The following is a 21,509-nucleotide window of genomic DNA, read 5'->3' as shown; positions in this document are numbered from 1 at the left end:
GATCACACCAAGATATCATGCACCACGTGCGCTTCTTCTACCCCGGTTAACCTGGCATCCAGACCACGGTATTTATAAGTCAGCCGACGATGATCAATTCCCATGCAATATAGGATTGTGGCATTCATGTCGCGAATGTGTACCGGGTTTTCGACAATGTTGTAGCAGAAATCATCGGTCTTGCCGTATTCAAATCCGCGTTTGATACCACCACCGGCCATCCAGATCGAAAAACAACGGCCATGATGATCTCGACCGGCACTCGGACTGCCGATAGTTCCCTGACTATATACGGTGCGTCCAAACTCACCCCCCCAGATCACAAGCGTTTCGTCTAACAATCCTCGTTGTTTCAGGTCCTTGACCAACGCTGCCGAAGGTTGATCCACGTCAAGACACTGGTTAGGTAACTGTCGTTTGAGAGATACATGCTGGTCCCAACCGCGATGAAAGAGTTGGACAAACCGCACCCCCCGCTCAGTCATACGACGCGCTAACAGGCAATTCGCGGCAAAACTTCCTGGCTTTTTTGATTCAGGCCCATACATTTCAAATGTTTTTGCGGTTTCACTGGAAAGGTCTATCAGGTCGGGAACGGACGTCTGCATACGGTAGGCCATTTCATATGAATTGATGCGTGCTTGAATTTCGGGATCACCAATCTCTTCTGCCTGTCCTCGATTCAATTTTGCCAAATCATCCAACAAGGTCCGTCGTTGTTTACGATCTATGCCTGCCGGATTTGACAAGTATAAGACGGGACTCGAACCAGGACGCAATTTGACTCCCTGATGGCTGGGAGGTAGAAAACCGGAGCCCCACAAGCGATCAAACAAAGGTTGCCCCGGGTTTTTTCCCGTTCCCTGCGAGAGCATCACCATATAAGCGGGAAGATTTTCATTCTCGCTACCCAGTCCGTAACTCAACCACGATCCTAAACTCGCGTGACCAATTTGCTGTGTGCCCGTGTTGATAAACGTAATCGCGGGATCATGATTAATTGCTTCGGTATTGACTGATTTCAAAATGGTAATGTCATCGGCAATGGTTTGTGTATGAGGCAGTTGTTCGCTAATCCAGGTTTGATGTGCCCCACACTGCTTCATCTCCCAGAAAGGTGCCACTACAGGAAACGACTTTTGCCTGGCCGTCATGCCTGTGACTCGCTGAGTTCCCTTGATGGAATCAGGAAGATCCGTACCATGTGTCTTGCGTAAGATCGGTTTATAATCAAACAGGTCCACATGCGAAGGACCTCCCGATTGAAACAGATAAATAATGCGTTTCGCTTTGGGTGCTATCTTTTTAACGGCATCTGGTACCAGTTCAGATTCGGCGTTAGCGTTCTGACTAAACAATTCAGGATAGAGCAGTGAAGCCAAAGCGGCACCACCAATGCCCCGCGCAGATTTCCCTAATAGCGTTCGACGCGTTAGATTTCGCTCGTATTCAAATACAGGATCCATAATTATCCTCGTGTAATAAATTCGTATGTATTGAAAATCATACTCGCTACAGCCGTCCAGGCCGCCATTTCGGCAGCAGGCAATGACTCATCACGGTCTGATTCCCCTTGCGAAAGTAAAGCGAGTGCAGCTGTTGGGTTTACCTGATAGGATTTCAGTTCACGTTGATATGCTGCTTTGAGAGTATCTACTTCCCATGTTTCAGGGAGCCGGCCCAGCGCTGCTTTAAACGCAAACTGAACCCGAGAATTGACATCCTGTCCCCCTTCTTTCATCACCCGTTCCGCATAATTGCGCGAAGCTTCAACAAACTGCACATCGTTAAGTAATACCAGCGACTGTAGAGGAGTATTCGTCCGTGCCCGACTGATTAAACAGACTTCACGATTCGGTGCATCAAAAGTTTGCATATTCGGAGGAGGCACTGTGCGTTTCCAATAAGTATACATACTGCGGCGGTAGAGTTTTTCACCGTGATCCTGCACAAAGACCTGAGCGGTTGCAGGTGAACTTCCATAGTGGCTGACTTCCCGCCACAGACCTTCCGGTTGATATGGATTCACACTCGCCCCACCGATGCGCTCGACCAATAAACCTGAAACTTTCAAAGTAGCATCACGAATCATTTCCGCTTGTAACCGGAATCGTGCACCACGGGCTAAAAGCCGATTTTGTGGATCGTCTTTCCAGAGTTGGGGAGAACCCGCTGATGACTGACGATAGGTAGCTGACAACAGGATCTTGCGCATAATATGTTTAACATTCCAACCCGATTCGTAAAATTCAACTGCCAGCCAATCGAGTAATCGCGGATGTGTGGGGGGGTCACCCTGGGAACCAAAGTCAGCCGAAGTCGAAACAATTCCCTGACTAAATAACATCTCCCAAAATCGGTTTACAGTCACACGTGTTGTTAGTGGATTTTCACGCGAAGTCAACCATTGCGCTAACGCTGTTCGATTTTTCGCCGCATTTTTCGGCAACCCAGGCAAAAATCCGGGCACTCCCGTTTCTACTTTTTCCGTAGGTTGATCATATTGACCACGATTTAAAATAAACGTTTCTCGCGGCTTCTTTGCGGTATTCATCACCATCGTCTCGAACGAATCGGTCAACATCAGTCGACGTTCTTTCAAATTCGTCAGTTGGTAATGAATGTTTTTGAATTCAGGAGCAATCCGGCTATAGTAGAGATTCAGTGTTGCCGATTGGATTTCATCGCGTTCATTCTGAGCAATGGACAGTATTTTTTGAATCTCAATCGGAATATTCGTTCCATCATCAATGCCTGACATACCGAAGATCTTATAATCGCCGGCCATCAATCTCTTTCCGTAACCAAACTTTCCATCACCCCAAACTAACATGACTGTCAGGTAAGGAGAGCCTTTTGTTTCATAAGGGCGATCAAAAGTCACGGTCAAATGTTGCTGGCTCTGATTTTGTGGTGCAGGCGACCAACCCGTATGATCACGTGGATCCAAACAATCCTCAACAGGATATTCGGGGTGCGAAGCACTGGCGGTAGTTTTGACAACTTTAAACATCGCGTACAGGTCGACCTGATCTGATGGAACAGTCGTTCCGGAAGCAGCAAAACTTGTCAAAATGAATCCGCCGGGAAAGGTTTCTTTTTTACCATGCCCAATCCCGCCATGAGATAACTTTTCATTTGGGTAGAATACAAGTCGCAAACCGGTCAGTTTATCGATACCTGGTTTTACCTTTAAAGAAATGGAGGGAGAACGTCCACTGGCAGTTAATGCAAGCACATGCCCTTCTTTACTGATTTCAAACGCGCTACGAGTATTGGGATCAGATACTTTAACCACTTCCAATTCATGCAGTTTTAAGCCTTGTCCGCGTTGCGATAGTTCTTGACGCGCTTTCTTTTCCCATTCCGCTAATTTTTCTGTATTGGTATGCCTGAGTTTAGCTTGAAGTCGGGCGATTTCTTGATCAAGAGATTTTAACTCAGCTGCAACAAAAGGAAGTTCTGTTTTCGCTTTCAACTTGGGGCCGGCGTTAATTCCGCTATTTCCATCGAGGCCACGATCTTCCAACGTATTGAAATACGCGAAGAACTGATAGAAGTCTTTCATCGTAATGGGGTCATATTTATGATTGTGACATTGAGCACACCCCATCGTTAAACCTAAGAACACTTCCGATGTTGTTTTTACACGATCGACGGTATAGTTCACTAGATTTTCCTGAGGGATCGTACCACCTTCATGTGTAATCATATGATTGCGGTTAAAACCGGTAGCCACCTTCTGCCAGGTAGATGCTTCCGGAATTAAATCGCCAGCAATCTGTTCGGTGATAAATTGATCAAAGGGCTTATTTTTGTGAAACGAGTCGATCACCCAATCCCGCCAAAGCCACATGTGACGGCCCCCATCGATTGAAAATCCATTGGTGTCTGCATAGCGGGCCAGATCAAGCCACTTTAGCGTCATCCGTTCTGCGTATTGTGGTGACGCCAGCAATCGATCAACAAGTTTTTCGTAAGCTTTCGGGTCCTTCGAATTCACAAAAGCATCCACTTCCTCAATCGCTGGTGGCAAACCAATCAGATCAAGATAAAGTCGACGAATTAAAGTCGGACGGTCCGCTTCTTTTGCGGGTGAAATCCCCTCCTTTTCCAATCGAGATAACACATAATAATCGATCTCATTTTGTGGCCAATTTTTTTGTTTGACTGTAGGTCGTGGAGAACGAACCGGTTTGACGTATGCCCAGTGGTCCTGCCAGGTAGCTCCCTGCTTTACCCACTGCTTCAAGAGCTCAATCTCTTTAGGCTTCAGCTTCTTACCTGAATCTGCGGGTGGCATTCGCTCATCCACGTCAGTAGCAAGAATCCGTTGAATCAGTGCGCTTTCTTTTAAATTTCCCGGCACAATCGCCGCGTTTCCGTCAGTACTGTTAAAGGCTCCCGCCTTTGTGTCCAGACGCAGGTCTGCTTCACGATGTGATTCGTCCGGTCCGTGACAGAAAAAACAATTATTGGAAAGAATAGGACGGATGTCGCGACTGAAATCGATGTTTGATTTTGTCGTGGAAATCTTTGACTTCTCATTCTCAGCAGCAAATAAGGAAATACAAACTATGCCAGCAAAAATCAGTGGCAGACCGATTCGGAGCAAAAGGGAACGCATACTTTCATACCCTGTTGATAATGAGCTTAACACAATCCTGGTGCGTCTCTTTGAAGCCGAACCATGCCATCATAGTCCGGGAGAACAGGTGGGTCCCAGCAAACAGATTGTTATCCTTGATCTTAGAGCGTGAGAATAAGGCCTGTCAAGCAATGAATCTACGATCTATCACCATTTCTTGTGACTAAAGTGGTTTGGACTAATTGAACGAACAGGCACGCCAATGATGTCCAAAAAAGGCCCGCAGAGGTTTCCATAAGAAATGACCTGCGGGCCTGAACCTAATTGTAATTGAACGTCTTACAGCGGTCGCACGACAGACAAGCCGCGCCAGTAATCAAACAGTGTTTCAACAGACAACACACCACCACCCATGCCACTCTTGTTGATTCCGGCGTAGGGAATTCCGTGTGCAAATACATTGTGTGCATTGATCCAGCTATTGCCGGCACACATCGCTTCAGCAACGCGAGCCGCACGCGACAGGTCAGTCGACCAGACACTATTCGCCAGACCGTAGTCAGTCGCGTTGGTCATCTCAATCGCTTCATCTTCACTTTCAAAAGGAGCCAGATATGCTACAGGACCGAAGATTTCTTCACGTGCGGCCACATTATCCAGAGAACCAGCCATGAGTGCTGGTTTCACGTAGTACCCTTTGTAACCGGGCACCTCAGCAACACCACCTTCAAGAATACATTCAGCACCTTCGGCCTGCCCTTTTTCCAGATAAGACAGCACACGCTTGTGTTGTTTCTCATTCACAACCGGCCCCATTTGCGAGGTATCGTCTAATTGATAACCTATTTGCACATCCTGCAGACGATCAACACACTCACCGACAAATTCATCGTAAATATTCTTATGGACCAGCCAGCGCGTTGCGTCACAGCAGACTTGCCCCGTATGGAAGGTAATCGCATTGACCAGCTTTTCTGCCGTATCTGGAATGTCGACATCATTAAAGACTACTGCAGCTCCTTTGCCTCCGAGTTCCAGTTTCACCGGTACCAGATTCCGTCCACAGGATTCAGCCACCAGACGACCCACTTCAGGAGAACCAGTAAATGACATACGTTTGAGCTTGGGATTTCCGGACAACGCTGCTCCGGCCACAGAACCAATTCCTGGAACCACATTGATCACGCCATCTGGAATTCCGACTTCTTTAGCCAGACGTCCCAGATAGATTGCCGACATCGGTGTATCTTCAGCCGGTTTGATCACCACCGTATTTCCCGCAGCGAGTGCAGGAGCAATTCCCCAACCAATCAGCAGGAATGGAAAATTCCAAGGAAAGATAAATCCACAAGCACCATAAGGCTGACGCACAGTCCAGGCTTCATGATTTTTCACCGCGAGAACCGAGCGTCGTTGAACGTGTTGTGCCAAATCGGCGAAATAACGAATGGTATCCACAAAGTTTTGCACATCTCCTTGTGCCTGTGCTTCGATTTTACCCGCATCCAACGCTTCCAGTTGCGCGATGATAGGCTTCTTTTGTTCAACTGCATCCGCTAAACGATGCAACAGCGCGCTGCGCTCGTTCTGAGGCAGCTGTGCCCAACCAGTTTTCTTGAATGCTTCGTCAGCGACATCGACGGCCTGATCAATGTCATTCGCTTGAAAGCTAAAGACCTCTGCGAGTTTAGCCCCTGATCCGGGATCTGAGGTGATGAAGGTTTCACCACCCGTAGACTCCACTTCTTTACCGCCAACAATTCCTTTTAGGATGCCGCTTTCGAGGAAAGCGTTCACTTCAGGATAAAGGTCGTTTGCTGTGGTAGTTGACATCGCGCGCTCCTGTTCATTGAATTCCAGAATAGTCTGATTCGCGCCTTTGATCCTCAGCATACAAAAAGAATTTGACCAAAGGCTGATTTCTTGCGTATTAAATCCCCAGCCGCGTCCTGCTGCTTAAACTCATCATACCCAGAATCATTCTAAATATTAACTTCAAACACGTTGAGAGATACTTGAAAACAGGAGTTTCCAGAATAATTGCATTTTAACCAGATTTTCTTGGGAGTTCAGGGAGCGCAAATAATTTCGGCATCCAGGCAAACTCCTGCCACATTATGCACAGAACCGTAATACAGCCTGCAATTACATAAAATTTTACCCTCTTTGTCTGTTTGTTGTCTTTATTGATTAACGCAGCTAACAGAAATCCTTCTGGTATTGAAAACAGATAAATAAACGTTCTTAGCATAAAATGATTTAGATAATAGGCCAGAGTAATCTTACTCCAAAAGAGGCCGATAACATTGAATACAAATAACAGAATCAACGTTACTTTCGAGTCAGGAATCCCTTTCACAAATAAGTAATAAAGAATGCCTAAAAGAATGATAACACCGCAAACACCAACCACGCCCCCCATTCTACCACCTATACTATATAGACTCACTCACTTTCCATTTACAATCGCTACTTGTGCTGGTGAAGTGGGGGCATCCAACAGTTCCAAACGCAATAGGTCTCGCTCGGGTCTGAGTTCAATTGCAAAGGTCAGGCGGTGTTTGCCTTTGGTGAGTTCGAGTTCAGTTTCGGGTTTGAGAATGATTGGCTTTTCACCGAGCCACATTTTGAGACCATCAACCGAGTTGAACTTGAGAATCGTTTTTCCAGGAGAGGTCGCTTCCAGTTCACATCGCACAAAGGCAGCGCCTTTCGCTCGATTCGAAACGTGCAACTTGCCGATCTCATCAAAGTTTCTAACGGGTAAATTTCCATTTACTTGGCTATAAGCTGGCTCCCAGACAAACGCAGGGTTTTCCGTAGCGGCTGTTGCATGCCTTGTTCTTCGAATCGCGTTCATTGCCGCAGGTGTGCCTTTCATGACACGCCAGCGTCGTACGACACGCTCTTTACCCACTCTGTATGCTTCTGTTTTTCCCAACTCGGAAAGAAACCGAGTCAAATCAACTAATTCTTGCCGAGTTAACTTATCTAATAAACCAACTGGCATCAGAGATGCAGCTGGTGCTTCTTCGTCAATCTGATCCAGGGGAATATTCATGATGTGGTCATTCACATCCCGTAACACCAGTTGACTATCTGTACGACGTACCAAAACACCAGAAAATACTTTTCCCTGATCGGTAATGACAGTCACCGCATTATAATTCTCTTTGACCTTTTTATTCGGATTCAATAAGGAATCGACAATGTAGTCCAACTGGGCACTCCCGCCGAGACTGATCATGTCAGGGCCTACTTTACCACCGGCACCTCCAATCGCATGACATTTCAGGCAAGACAAATCCGCTCTGCGAAAGATGGCTTCGCCCCGTTTTGCATCCCCCTTGGTTTTTACGGCATTGACCATACTGGCCATCTCTTTTGGTGAGAGATTCACCGCTTGCGGCGCGCCGCTGCTGGTCAAGCCTCCTGCAACAGCAATGGCTTTTGCCAATTGCGGGTTGGCACGACCGGATGACTGTATTAAGCGCCCCAGTTGTATGGCAGCGTCTTTGGAGATCGTTTTCCCATTGAGTGCTTGAACCAGAACACCTGCGCCTCCCCTTCTCTGCACGAAAATGTTCGACAATGCGGACAGCTGCTGAGGCGAAGTAATGTCTTTCATTAAGCTTATTGTTTGTTTGGCAGCAAGATTAAGATTCATCTCCGCCAGTGCGGCAACAGATGCAATGCGAAGATCTTGTGAATCGCTGTCAATACTCAGATTCTCTAGAAGATCCTGATTCTGTATGCCTCCCAAGCGGGCTAATGCAAAGAGACACGATTTTCGTAGCTCTAAATTGGTCTGATCCGACTGTGCCAGATCACGAATCGGCGTTCGTAAAGTTTCGTTTTTCCAGAGCCCGGCACAATCGATGGCCGCCTGTTGAACAGGTAGACTCTGCGAGGTAAACAACTTTTGCAATGAACTCAAATCACCGGCAGGTCGTACTTTTCTTGATTGAAATGCCTGGGCCAATGCTCGTAAAATAGCGGCTTTCTGAGCTGCTTTCGTATCTTTTTTCAAAGCGAGTTCAAACAGTGGTTGCAAATCATTTGAGGTACCAAATTTGGCCATTAGGTTCAGACTGGTTTGCATTTCACTATCGGGAATCTGCCTGTTTTGAATCAATTTAGTAATGACTGGTGCGACTTCTGGCGAATTGACAGCCGTTAATGCAAATATAAGCTTGCGTGGATCTTTTTGAAGTGTTGATTTCCCCTCCAGTACTTGTGGCAGCCAGATCGGTTTTGTTTCGCGAGTAGTCAGCCAGAGAGCATAGTCCAGGAATTCATCTACTGGATGATCCAATGCTTGATAAGCATCAGTTAAGACAGCAGGCTGATCATAGAAAGAAAGCGCACGCACTGCTTCTAGACGAACCCTTGGATGGGCATCATTGGCTAAGGGTGCGATCAATTGATAGCTATCCGGAACTTCGTCCTTCCAATGTCGTGCTACGCGGACTGCAGCTGCACGTGCTCTGCCATCTTTGGACTTTAAACAACGCTTTAACAATTCCGGCTGCACACTATTAATACATTGTGCTACCCAAAGGCCTTCTAACTGGTTGTGTTCGAATTGCAAGTCTTTAGGATCGAGATTTTTCAGCCAAACTTTTAAGTCATTCTCTACTTTCGCCTGTCCACGCTCCCTTAGAACGTTTTTAGCATTTTGACGTGTCCATTCTTCAGGCAGCTTTAATGCATCCAGTAATTCCTGATTGGTTGCATTAACCAGTTTGGGACGGGGTAATGTGGGTTTACCTTTATAGGTCACGCGCCAGATACGTCCATGAGTATGATCACGGCGGGGATCTCGGAAATCGACTTCGCCATGCTGAATGATTGGGTTGTACCAATCCGCGATGTAGATTGCACCATCAGGCCCCATTTTGACATCAATCGGGCGAAAGGCAACATGGTCCGTTTTAATGACTTCTACCTGTTCTCGCGAAACATACCCGGCTTCGTTTTCTGTAACCACAAATCGGCACACGCGATGCCCACGGAAATCGTTCGTGATCATATTCCCCTGCCAGTCATCTGGAAGATGACGTCCACTCAGAATCTCCAAACCACAGTGTTTGGGACTGCCAAGATTCAAACCTTTTAAAATGCGGTCCATGCCGACTGCCGTCACAAAGGCAGCGCCTGGGAATGTATAATTGATGCCATGCCCATAAGCACCATCAGTACAGAACGACTGTCCCCAGCGATCAAAATGATGTCCCCAACTGTTAACCATACCTCGCATGACGACTTCGAGGTCCATCGTTTCGGGACGATATTTCCAGATACCACCTCCATTGAGACGGCGTACGCCGTGGGGGGTTTCAATGTGACTGTGAATGTAGATCGACTGATTGAAATAAAGGTGTCCCCCAGGTCCCCAACGAAGTGTATGTAAAATATGGTGAGTGTCTTCCGTACCGAATCCTGCTAAAACGGTTTTTCTTACGTCTGCCTTGCCATCGCCGTTTGTATCTTTGAGATGCAATAACTCCGTACTATTTCCAACATACGCACCACCATCACCGGGCATAACTGCAGTTGGAATTAACAGTCCATCGGCGAAAACAGTCGTTTTGTCCGCGGTTCCGTCTCCATCTTCGTCCTCCACTACAAGAATTTTGTCGTTGGCTTTTTCACCTGGCTTGATATGGGGGTAAATTTCGGAAGCAGCAATCCAGAGTCGGCCTTGGGGATCGAAATTCATTTGAATCGGTTTCGCGATTTGTGGATCAGACGCATAAAGGTTGACTTCAAAGCCTTCAGCAACTTTGAACGACTTTCGTTCAAGTTCCGGGTCAGGAGGAGGAATGTCCGTCAGGTCGCGTTGTGCCCATGTGGTTGATTGTGTTAGCAGGCAAAACACACATAGTGAGAAAAGAAAAAAATGCCGCAACGAACGATTGGGTTGATTTATCACGGGAACGATCCTCTTGAGATCAAATAACGGTTGTAGAACTATTTCGGAGATAATTAATTGTTGATCATAATTACTGAGACAAAATCAGGCGATGAATCGCAGTTTCATTTTTTTCGATCAATGGAATGAACTGCGGTAACTCTTTCGCGTTCTGGCCTTGTTCATGCTTTCGGAAGCCAAGCAGGTAGGTGATATTCTGGGGTCGCCAATTGTGAAAGTAATGACGGTTCTTCTCAAATGTTAACTCTTTTACTTTATGCATAGTATCCGGAGACAGGATAACGGGTCGTAATCCAAGATCAGCGGCAATGATTTCAGCAGCTTTCTGATAACCAGCGTCAGTTAAATGAATCCCATTCGTTGTCCATTTCAGTTGCGGTTTTCCAGCTGGCTCAGGAATCAACTTAGTATAGAGATCAATGAAATAGTGATTACCCCGCATCGCCGTTTCTTGTAACAGATTGGAGTAAAGCTTCAGATCTTGATTATGAGATTTTGGATCAGGCAGGGGATGACCTGCATATTCAGATCGATGTGGGGACAGAATAACGATTTTGGCTCCAGTTGGCTTCAGATCAGCAATCAGCTTTTCGAGTTGTTTCTGAAATGCTAGTAACCCTGCCTTACCTGCATATGCTTCATTCCCTCCGTAACCAAGCAAAATCATATTTGGTTTCAAATCTTTCACTTGTGTGAGCATCCGTTGATACCCCACAGCCGGAGGATCAAAAATTCCTCGTGATTCGGCCCAGACTGTATCGGCACTCCAACCTAAATTTCGGAATGATAGTTTCGACTGTGGAAAGCTCCTTAAGAATACACTCTCCCAATTTCCGAACTTTTGAGCCCGCTCGATCAGCGTGTTGCCAAGAAAGATCACCCGATCTCCGGTTTTTAACTCAAATAATTGGGTTTCAGCAGAAACTTGTTGAGTGGTGCCAAAAACAAAAAAGAGCAGTAGTAGGGAGAGACGCTGTTTCACGGAGGAACCTCTGAAGTTAGTCGAGAGAAGATCACAATCTATATTAGTTAAAATAACAGGCTGCGAGGGGAACGGCAAATCAGGAATCTAAAAAATACGACCAAATTTCAATGCTCAGAGGTCTACTTTGTTAGCATTGTAAAGATATCATTCAAATTCAGAATCGATCAAGATTCCAGTGAGGAGTCGTGCTGCGATGGTTGCTCAATATAGCGTGTTGTGGACACTGTTGTTTCCGGATCAGAGGAAAAGTGACCATTATCAAAATAATCCGTTTCGACTTCCTCGACCCAAAGGCGTAACTCATTTTCGTAATCACTGGGAAGATCACTTTTGACGAGTAGCCGATGGAAGTCAGCAGCTCCATCCTCTCCCAGGTCTGCTGCTTCTGCACTCTGGAAACGTTCGCCTGGATCGGGATGAACAAGTCTGTGAATTAGCTTCATTAATGGTTCACTCAATGCAAACTCTTCAGCTGGAAACCATTGGGGAAGCTGTCGTAGAATGTTCTCTTTGGCTTTAATCAACTGTGCATATTTCAGATTGGCAAAAGGCTGAAATCCAGTGATCACTTCAATCAGAATATATCCCAAACTGGCAAGATCTGATTGCGGTGTCGCTCGTCCTCCTGAGAGTACTTCAGGTGCAGCGTAAGTTGGTGTGCAGGGTTGATTGGAAGGCAAGTTGTTCAAATCAATCGCCGAACCAATATCAATGATCTTTGCATTTCCACTACGTTTGAGCATAATATTCGCAGGCTTCATATCGCAGTGGATAATATCGCTTCGATGTAAAGCCGCCAGCGCCGCCAGACATTCACGAAGAATGGCAACTGCAATACCTGGTTTTAATCTTGGTTGCTGAACTCCTTTTGTAAAAACATTGCTATTGATTTTTTTCCAGCGTCGCGAAGTCACTTGTTCTCGGATCTGTTTAAATGTGGCTGGAGTCAGCAAGCTGCGCAGGTCATATCCATCAACCCATTCCATTTCCATGATATAAATGTGATCTCGTTTTACGAAATTTTGAACAGCAACCAGATGATTTTCTTGGATGCGAGCTACACGGGCTGAAACCTGAGCTATGCGCCCCATCTCATTTTGATATTCCTGGCTGCTTGCATAGCGCTTAGGAGAAAACAATTTAAGTGCAACAGGTATATTGAACCCATCTGCCCCTTTGCGAGCACTCAAATAAACAACCCCCTGACCTCCAATTCCCAGGCAGCGCGAGAATGTCCGCTCATTATTCCATTGCAGAAGATTGTTGTTGAGCAATTTCTGATAATGCTTGTCTAGGTCTGACAATTGTACTGGTTGTGAAGAATCATGTGTGGTCAAAGGAAATCCGCGTGAACTTTGAAAGATTGACTTCAGGTATTTGCCTTAAAACAGGTAAAGAAACAAGCTGACACTATTTGTTATTTTCCAGTTTAATTCTAATGGCAGCATTTACTCAAATTAGAATCTTGCCACCTTACAAAAATAATGTTGCTTTTTTGAGTGGAGTTGTTAAACAATATAGAGTAGAGGGATATTGAAATCGGCTTTGTTTCAGGAATCGTAACACATCTTAAACAGAAATGAAGGTCAGACAACCTGGAAGTAATAGATTGGACAGAATATCAAGCTATCAGGTTCAGTTTGAAAAACTTTTCTCGGTCGACCCTTTTTTAAAGGATCGAAATATTTGTTCAAGGAGTAGGACAATGATTGCGACAATAAAAACGGCGTTGAACGCGCAATCGATCTCAGAGTTAATTGATGAAGTGTGTACTCTGGTGGAAACAGGAGAGGGCTGTTGGAAAGTCGAGTATGGCAAACGCATCTTGTTTCTAATTGTCGATGCTGACCATGATCGAGTACGCATCATGACTCCCATTCTCAAGGAAGAAGATCTGGAAGAAGATGATTTGTGGGATGTGATGGAAGCAAACTTTGATCGCTCGCTTGATGCACGCTATGCCATTGGTGATGGTCTTTTATGGTCTGTGTTTCTGCATCCTCTGACAGACTTGAGCCGTAATCTATTCTTAGATGGATTGGATCAAGTGGTCACTCTGGCTAATAATTTTGGCGGTTCGTTTTGTAGCAGTGATGTCATTTTTAGTTCAGAATGACATCCAACCGGATTTTAGACTAAAAGACAACTGTTCCGCACAAGTAGCTCAGCTTTTTTCCATAGCTCAATCATGAGTACTGAGACAAAGTGTAATCAGCCCGTCTTGTAGAGCGCTAGTCATCTTATTTATCGATGATCATAGTGCAATCGGGCAAGCTGTCCAGAAATATTTGACCATAGCGTTTAGTACGCACCCTCGGATCAAGAATAACGACTTGCCCATGATCGCTGGCACTACGAATTAATCGGCCAAACCCTTGTTTAAGTTTGATAATGGCTTCAGGCACCTGATAATCCATAAATGGATTACCACCGCGATTGCGAATCGCTTCCACCCGTGCTTCCAGAAGCGGATGATCGGGAACACTAAAAGGGAGCCTGGTAATAATTACATTGGTTAAGGCATCACCGGGAACATCGATTCCCTGCCAGAAACTATCAGTGCCAAACAATACTCCTCTTGGATTGTTTCGGAATCGCTCCAGCATCAGTGAGCGTGGTAACCCATCACCTTGCAGGTAGAGCGCCAGGTTATGCTCCTGCAACCAGGGACTGATACGATCGGCACATTGTGTCATCATTTTGTAGCTTGTAAACAATGCAAATGCATGCCCGTCTGTCTGCTGGATATACTGTTTTAATTTTTCACAAACTGCTAGCTCATAATCAGCTGGCGCATCACCAGGGTCGGGCATCGATTCGGGTAATATCAATCGAACCTGCTCTTGGTAATTAAAAGGGCTACCTAATTTCAGCTCTTCACATTGTGTGAGTCCCAGTCGAGAGCGAGTAAAACCAAAATCCTGACTGCCAACCGCTAAAGTCGCACTGGTAAGAATCACTGAATTCGCCTGGTTAAATAGCTCGTCTCTTAGAACTGGCCCTACATCCACAGGAGCATTGACCATCTTAACTCGCTGATTTCTACCACGCGAAACTTCAATCCAGTATACTGAATCGGATTCTGCTTGCTGGGTTAACCAGCTATTCAAAGCATCTCCTAATGCTGAGCTCCGTTCTGCAGCAGAGTGTAGTTCAATCTGTTCTTCTTCATTTTTCAATGTAAAAGCATATTCAGAAATATGTGCCGCTAATAACTTCATCTCCTGAGTAAGCGTATTTTCAATAGGTGGTTGTTGTCTAATGCGTCGATTCGATAAGCCATGGCTGGATTGCCATTCCAGCAAATGATCAAATAAATCTTCGACCATAAATCTGAGCCGCGTGACATGTTGTTGGCAATCAACCAGATTATGGTGTAGTAACAGACCTTTTTGTGTTCTGTCGTTATACAGCTTATTGAATAAATAATCGAACTGGCTGTTTGTGATTGATAAACCAAGATGATCCCCGGCGACAGCTTCAATCGTATGCGCTTCATCCAAAATCACGGTGTCATAATCTGGGAGAATATTGCTTCCGTCTCGGCGTAAAGCGAGATCAGAAAAAAATAATGCGTGGTTGACAACCAGTACATCTGCATTCCAGGCACGTCTGCGAGCACGGTAATAGAAGCATTCATTATAGGTCGCACAACGTTTTCCCAGACAGTTACCATGTTCACTCTGAATTTCATCCCAGATTTTGGGAATCGGTCGGAACTCAAGATCAGCACGGCTGCCATCAGTAGTCTTGCGCGACCATTGCACAATCTCGTCGAGCTGATCCAATTCATCCTGTCGGGAAAAGATGCTGCCGGCTCGATCTACCGTTCCTTTCATGCGTCGGAGGCTCATATAATTAGAGCGTCCCTTCACTAAAACCGCTGAAAACTCGACCGGTAATACTGCATTCAAGAAGGGAATGTCGCGGGTGATTAGCTGTTCCTGCAAACTGATGGTATTAGTAGAAACGATGAGCCGTTTCCGATCTTTTCCAGTTTGAGCTTCGTTTTGTTGACAGGTTGCTAATATGGCCGGGACTAAATAGGCAAAACTCTTACCGACCCCCGTTCCGGCTTCGACCAATAGATGTTTTTTCTGTTCGATGGCCTCTGCGACTGCTTCGGCCATTTCCAATTGCTCAGGACGATGCTCGTATTGATCGAGTCTCTGGGCAACCTTACCATCATTTCCGAGAATTGAAAATACATCTGTAGTCAAAAGTGGGCCTCACCTGCTGAGTTGAAACAAACCATTGCTCAACAATAAATTGGCAGAGCACTGATTATACGGCTTACTTTTTACGCCGAAAGCTGACAACACAAATGTCATCTTTTTGCATCGAATCCTGTCTGAAAGCATCCACATCTGACAGAATTCCTTTCACAAGCGGCTCAACCTCTTCAGGGCCAGACTTGATATATTTAATCAGGCGATCTCGGTGATAAAGATGATTATCCTGATCCATGGCTTCAGTGACTCCATCCGTGTAAAAGACTAATGTGTCTCCTTTTTCCAATGTTATGGTTTCTACATGGAAAGTTTGGTCTTTTAAAACTCCCAGGGGCATCCCTGATTTTTCTTGTGCGACTGGTACTACAGTCCCTTCTGCACTTTTTCTCAGCAGAGGGGCCATATGTCCTGCATTCACAAGCGAAACAGTATGCTTCTTTGGATCAAGGACTGCAATTACAAAGGTGATAAACCGTAATCCAACACCGCTTGAAGCAATCTCTGTATTTAATTCAGTTAAAGCTTTATCGGCAGATGGTTTTGAAAGAACTTGAAATCGTGCCGAGGCATACAAACGTGCCATTAAAATTGCCGCCGGAACCCCCTTGCCGGCAACATCACCTAAAGTAACGACGAGTTTACCATTAGGTAGTTTGATGTAGTCGAAATAATCACCGCCAACACTTTGCGCTGATTCATAATAATCAAAAAACTCATATTCTTTAAATTTGGGGCGGCTATGGGGTAATAAGCCCAATTGAATCTGATGTGCAAACTCTAAATCACGCTCGATATCTCGTTGCTTCACCAGATCTTCGTGCAACTTCGCATTTTCTACGGCCAGACTCGCCTGCTGCGTAATTGCCACTAAAACATCCAAATCATCTTTATCGAATTGCTGGCCGATATCACGCGTTGCAATTTGAATCACTCCCAGAATATCACCACCGTGTGAAATGAGTGGAACGCACATCATGGAACGAATTCTGAGTGAAGTAATACTCTCACTCATTTTGAAACGATCATCTTCTACCGCATCGGCACTCAAAATCGCGGCCCCACTCATAATGGCTTGTCGCACGATTGTCGTGCTGATCCGAATCGCATCCTCGTCCTCTGACCGTCTGGCTTTTGTGGCTTTGACTACGAGCTTTTTGCGCTCGGGACTCTGGAGCATAATGAAACCCTGGTCAGCCTGTGCAAATATCTTGAACAGCCCATCCAAAATTCGAGGAAGTACTTCATCCAGCTTTAAAGCACGGCTGAGCGTCTGGCTAATTTCCAAAACGGCATGTAGCTTAACCTCTGGCTTCACACTGATACGTAACTGGCTGCTAGTATTCAAATCAAGCTGGCTGATAATCGATGAACCATCAAGAACACCTTCTTCCGAATTCTCGTCGATGGCCAGCAAATGTGCTTCCTGTTTCAAGGAAGAATTACTAACTTCCATCGTCTGTTGAATGGATGAATCGAGAAAATCGGAATGATCCTGATAGTTCAATAAAAACTGCATCTGGATATCACAAATACTAATCGTATCGCTTTCGTGCAGTTCGGTTCTTCCTTCGATGGGAGCCCCATTCAATAACGTCCCATTTCGACTATGTAGATCTTCCAGGTAAAAGAAACCGTGGCTCTCCAGAATCTGCGCGTGATAACGGCTGACCGCGACATTATCAAGCACGATTTCGCAGTTAGGGTGGCGGCCCATAATCACACGATCGCCACTTAACTCGATGATTTGTTCGGGAACTTTCCCTTTTAATATTTGTAAAATCGCCACGATAGTATAGTGCCCGACTTAACTTGAATGCGACTGACTGTCAGGAGCGGTTTTATCAGTTAGGTTACTGATCGACGACAGCCATTCTTTGAATTCCCTCAGATGCGAAGCAGCTTGTTACCACACCTGAACATTACACTATTATAATCTGTTCCGTTCTAAAAGAAATCTTCCCTGTCATCAAGACTACTCAAGATTATAAAAGTCATTCTTTCTTTTCAGGGAAATGATGTTTCATGAATCAATTTTATGATCGATCTGCTTCATCTGCATTAGGCAGATCGAAGATTTCATCGAGTTCTTTGCCGTTATCAATACCAAGGACACTTTGGTTATTTCTAAGAGCCCGTGAAACATATTCAACCATTTCTGTATCCAGTTCTATATCCGGATCACTCAGTTGTTTTTCAACCTGGAGATTCCATATTTCCTGAGACTTTTGAGCATCGCCCCCTATGCTTTCGAGTGCCATCAGGCCTGCATAACCATTCACTATAGTAGAAACAGACTGACCAGAATCAATCAGTTCCTGGAAAATCTTTTTTGCATCCTCATATCGACCTTCTCTGATTAGTAACAGTCCCAATCGGATTTGTGCACGAGATTTGTAAAATTCGTCATCCGGAAAGTTTGTAATAACGGCCTTCCATGCATGTTCACTGTTTCCCAACCTGACTGCCAGGAGATACTGAATCATGGCTGATTTTTCTTTTGGTATTATATTTTGATCAGTTGCATTGTCCCCTTGTTGGAGAAAAGGAGCATTCAACGGATCTCCGGGACGATTGATCCATCCAAAGGCGGCAGCCACACTGCCCACACATAGGAAAGCCAACAGAAACGCGGCGAGTTGCCTCTGAATATTTCGATTCCCCTGAAAAGGAAGAAACGATCTCCAGTTGTTTTGCTGACTGTCAGAAACCTGTTCCGGAATTTTTTTTATTTCCTGAATAAGCTCGCTGGCGTTCGCAGGCCGTTTATCGGGATCCTTTTCCATCATACGATGGACTAAATCACAAAGCGCCACTGGTAGATCCGGACGTCGATCTGTTAGTGGAGGAGCCGCCTCATTTAAATGTTTGACGGCAATGGAAAGTGCCGTTTCACCATGAAAGGGGGGCCGCCCCGAAATCAAGTGATAACAGGTTACCCCTAGTGAATAGATATCACTGCGCTGATCAAGTACTCCACCATTGACTTGCTCTGGACTCATATACAAAGGAGTCCCCATCGTCATGCCAACTTGAGTGAGATTGACTCGTTCATCAGACTGAGCAATTTGTGCCAGTCCAAAATCGGCAACCTTGATCTGTTTTTTGGACGTCATCATAATATTCTCGGGTTTGATATCCCGATGAACGACTTCTTTTTCTGCTGCAGCATTTAATGCAGCAGCGATCTGTCGCATGATCCTGATAATCAAAGCATAGTCTGGGGGAGCATAACGCGCAAGATATTCTCTCAGATTAATACCACGCACATATTCTTGAGCAATATAATGCGTTCCTTCAAACTCTCCCGTCATATAAACCTGTACGATATTAGGATGTGTAAGTCCCGCGGCCGCTTTTGCTTCACGTTCAAAACGCTTGAGATGCGTTTCATCGCTTAACAATTCATCATGCATGACCTTGATCGCGGCTTCCCGTTTGAGAGAAACCTGCTCAGCCAGGTAGACAGTCGCCATCCCCCCCTGCCCCAATTTCCTCAAAATTTTGAAGTCACCTAACTGCTTGCCCACCAGATTCACTGCTTGGGTTTCACGAGGTGACGGAGAGGAGTCGCTGGTCTGGTGGACGGTCTGGCCCATGGGATCAGAATCTTCAACACCAGATAATCGTTGAGTACGAGATTCTGCCCCTTTCACCGGGGGTGATGCGGAACTTTCACCAGACGCCCCCGTGTGGACATTGCTCATTTTTTTCTGCGGTTTGTCAGCTGGCATAAGTCGTTATCTGGCAATATAGTAAGTCAATGAATGCCTGAAGGAAAGCTACACACATTCTCTATAATAAAGGTGATACCCTTTCAGGTATAGAGAAAGTTTTTATTTGTCAGAAAAAACTTACCCCCCATTACTGATCTCATCATTTTTTCACTAGTATTTACTACCTATCTGATCTACCAGCCGATTTAGGATTTCGGCTCCCTGTTCCAGAATCGGATTTTCCTGAGCATAAGAAATGCGAAAATGCGAATCATGGTTACTAAACACATTACCGGGAATGATCAAGAGATTGTTTTTGATCGCTTCCATACAGAATTCGGTCCCTGTTCCCCACGGAGCTTTCAGGAACATATAAAATGCTCCTTCAGCGCCTGAAATCTCGTACCGCCCTGATAATCGATCACGCATTAAATCACGTTTTTGGCGATACTCTTCGACTCGCTCAGAAACGTCATAGTCTAGCGCGGCCAGGCCTGCCCATTGAATTGGCTGGGGAGCACAAACGAACGTATATTGCTGTAACTTGATCATCTGCTGCATGATGCTTTGAGGGCCATGCACAAAACCAAGTCGGTGACCTGTCATTGAATGTGATTTACTGAACCCATCAATCACAATCACATTTTCATTAAATCTCGCTGGACTAACAAAAGAATGGTCGTAACAAAAGGAACGATAGATTTCATCGCTCACCAGTGCCACATTTTTTTCCGCAGCCAGCTCTGCCAAATCGCGGGTTTCTGCTTCGGTTGCTACATAACCAGTAGGATTGCTGGGGCTATTAAACAAAATTAATTTTGTACGTTCTGTGATTGCGGCTCGAACTTTCTCTATATCAATCGAGAAATCGGGATAGGTTTCCACAAAAACCAGTTTAGCTCCAACCACTTTCGCCAAATGTGAGTACATCACAAAGTACGGATCGAAGACAATCACTTCATCGCCAGGATTGACGAGTGCGTTTAAAACCAGCATCAGCGCACCGCTGGTACCGCTGGAAATGAAAACCTGACGATCGTCGTGATGATATTCAGCATCCACACGATCCTGGATCTTCTCAATTAAGGGCGCAATCCCCTGAGTCTGGCTGTAGGCATTTTTACCATCTCTCACAGCTTGGCACAAAGCAACCTTAACTGGTTCCGGAGTATCAAAGTGAGGCTGCCCGATGCTGAGATTTATCGGATTCTTCATATTGGCAGCCAGATCAAAAACTTTGCGAATTCCAGATGCATCAATCAGATGCATGCGGTCGGAAATCCATTCTTCAGTCATATCGCTCACATTCTTTTCTTTAAGGACTTTTTTTCAGATCATCAAGCTGAGATCATTTTAGTACATAATGGCTTACTAAGGAAATGAGGAACTGTGCGAGCGGTATTAAGTGATGTATTTAGATAAATAATAAAGCCCGGCATAAATCCGCGCATCGATCAGACAACCTCGCTTTTCCGCTACGTTCAGCCACTCTTCAATATCCACAAAAGGAACGGTATGCACGGTAATGTTTTCTAAATCATCGCCTCCACCTACAGCAACTTTTGTCAGATCCAATGCGAGAAAAAAGTGAACCGTTTCATCTGTCAGTCCAGCCGAAGAAACTGTTAGCCCGAGTGGTATTACTGTCTGTGATTCATAGCCAGTTTCTTCCATGAGTTCACGTAGTGCTGCGGTTTGAAAGGCTTCGGACTCCTGCCCCTCGATATCACCAGCCAGTCCAGCCGGAAATTCAATTACTGGCGCATCCACAGGTGGTCGAAACTGTTCCACAAAAATCACTTGATGATCAGAAGTGAGTGGGAACAAACAAACCACACCTGTTGCATTCGCACGCTGAATGAATTCCCAGCGTCCCCGTTTTATTAATCTTAAGAAGCGCGTCTCAGCAATGATCTGATCGGATTCCTGATCCTTGTCATTCATCTATATTTGTATTCCTTGCCAGTCCCAGCAGTATTTTAGAAACATTGCTCAGTTATGTTTCTTCAGGAGAACTCTCTCATTCACATGATTATTGATTGAACTGAAGATTCAG

13 protein-coding genes are annotated in these 21,509 nt (G+C 45.4%); 1 reads left to right on the top strand and 12 read right to left on the bottom strand.

The genetic code is table 11. The annotated features are described in order from the left end of the window. Positions 1–2: 2 nt before the first annotated feature. The 7 genes from V202x_RS17695 to V202x_RS17665 all read right to left on the bottom strand — a co-directional run bounded on the left by V202x_RS17695 (position 3) and on the right by V202x_RS17665 (position 12,845). Positions 3–1,466 carry a DUF1501 domain-containing protein gene (locus V202x_RS17695; protein WP_145177793.1) on the bottom strand — a complete coding sequence of 488 codons (1,464 nt, stop codon included), beginning with the start codon at positions 1,464–1,466 and terminating at the stop codon, positions 3–5. Between the two features lie 2 nt (positions 1,467–1,468). After that, positions 1,469–4,627, bottom strand: a complete 3,159-nt coding sequence (locus V202x_RS17690) for a PSD1 and planctomycete cytochrome C domain-containing protein (RefSeq protein WP_145177791.1) — start codon at positions 4,625–4,627, stop codon at positions 1,469–1,471. 300 nt (positions 4,628–4,927) lie between these two features. Further along, complete coding sequence (locus V202x_RS17685) at positions 4,928–6,421, bottom strand: aldehyde dehydrogenase family protein (RefSeq protein ID WP_145177789.1); 1,494 nt, start codon at positions 6,419–6,421, stop codon at positions 4,928–4,930. Positions 6,422–6,635: 214 nt separating this feature from the next. Then, positions 6,636–7,037: a hypothetical protein gene (locus V202x_RS17680; protein WP_145177787.1), complete on the bottom strand. Its 402-nt coding sequence runs from the start codon at positions 7,035–7,037 to the stop codon at positions 6,636–6,638. Next, a complete protein-coding gene (locus V202x_RS17675; RefSeq protein WP_145177785.1) occupies positions 7,038–10,523 on the bottom strand; it encodes a PVC-type heme-binding CxxCH protein in 3,486 nt (1,161 codons plus the stop codon). Positions 10,524–10,593: 70 nt separating this feature from the next. After that, complete coding sequence (locus tag V202x_RS17670) at positions 10,594–11,505, bottom strand: SGNH/GDSL hydrolase family protein (protein WP_197992941.1); 912 nt, start codon at positions 11,503–11,505, stop codon at positions 10,594–10,596. Between the two features lie 167 nt (positions 11,506–11,672). Further along, complete coding sequence (locus V202x_RS17665) at positions 11,673–12,845, bottom strand: serine/threonine-protein kinase (protein ID WP_145177781.1); 1,173 nt, start codon at positions 12,843–12,845, stop codon at positions 11,673–11,675. Positions 12,846–13,213: 368 nt separating this feature from the next. On the opposite strand from V202x_RS17665, the gene V202x_RS17660 reads away from it, so the two are divergent. Beyond that, positions 13,214–13,624, top strand: coding sequence for a hypothetical protein (locus tag V202x_RS17660; RefSeq protein WP_145177779.1), 411 nt, complete (start codon positions 13,214–13,216; stop codon positions 13,622–13,624). A 124-nt stretch (positions 13,625–13,748) separates the two neighbouring features. Here the strand turns inward: V202x_RS17660 and V202x_RS17655 are convergent, their stop codons facing one another. From V202x_RS17655 to V202x_RS17635, 5 genes are all read right to left on the bottom strand, one after another. Further along, on the bottom strand, positions 13,749–15,728 hold the full coding sequence (locus V202x_RS17655; protein ID WP_145177776.1) for an ATP-dependent DNA helicase: 1,980 nt from the start codon (positions 15,726–15,728) through the stop codon (positions 13,749–13,751). Between the two features lie 73 nt (positions 15,729–15,801). Further along, positions 15,802–17,526, bottom strand: coding sequence for a SpoIIE family protein phosphatase (locus V202x_RS17650; protein WP_145177774.1), 1,725 nt, complete (start codon positions 17,524–17,526; stop codon positions 15,802–15,804). A 247-nt stretch (positions 17,527–17,773) separates the two neighbouring features. Beyond that, positions 17,774–19,471: a serine/threonine protein kinase gene (locus tag V202x_RS17645; RefSeq protein ID WP_145177772.1), complete on the bottom strand. Its 1,698-nt coding sequence runs from the start codon at positions 19,469–19,471 to the stop codon at positions 17,774–17,776. Between the two features lie 153 nt (positions 19,472–19,624). Continuing rightward, a complete protein-coding gene (locus V202x_RS17640) occupies positions 19,625–20,749 on the bottom strand; it encodes a pyridoxal phosphate-dependent aminotransferase (RefSeq protein WP_145180650.1) in 1,125 nt (374 codons plus the stop codon). Positions 20,750–20,854: 105 nt separating this feature from the next. Then, complete coding sequence (locus tag V202x_RS17635) at positions 20,855–21,397, bottom strand: NUDIX hydrolase (RefSeq protein ID WP_145177770.1); 543 nt, start codon at positions 21,395–21,397, stop codon at positions 20,855–20,857. Positions 21,398–21,509: the final 112 nt, after the last annotated feature.

Source organism: Gimesia aquarii, assembly GCF_007748175.1.
In the GTDB taxonomy this organism is placed as follows: Bacteria; Planctomycetota; Planctomycetia; order Planctomycetales; family Planctomycetaceae; genus Gimesia; species Gimesia aquarii_A.
This window is presented reverse-complemented; position numbering and strand designations above follow the sequence as displayed.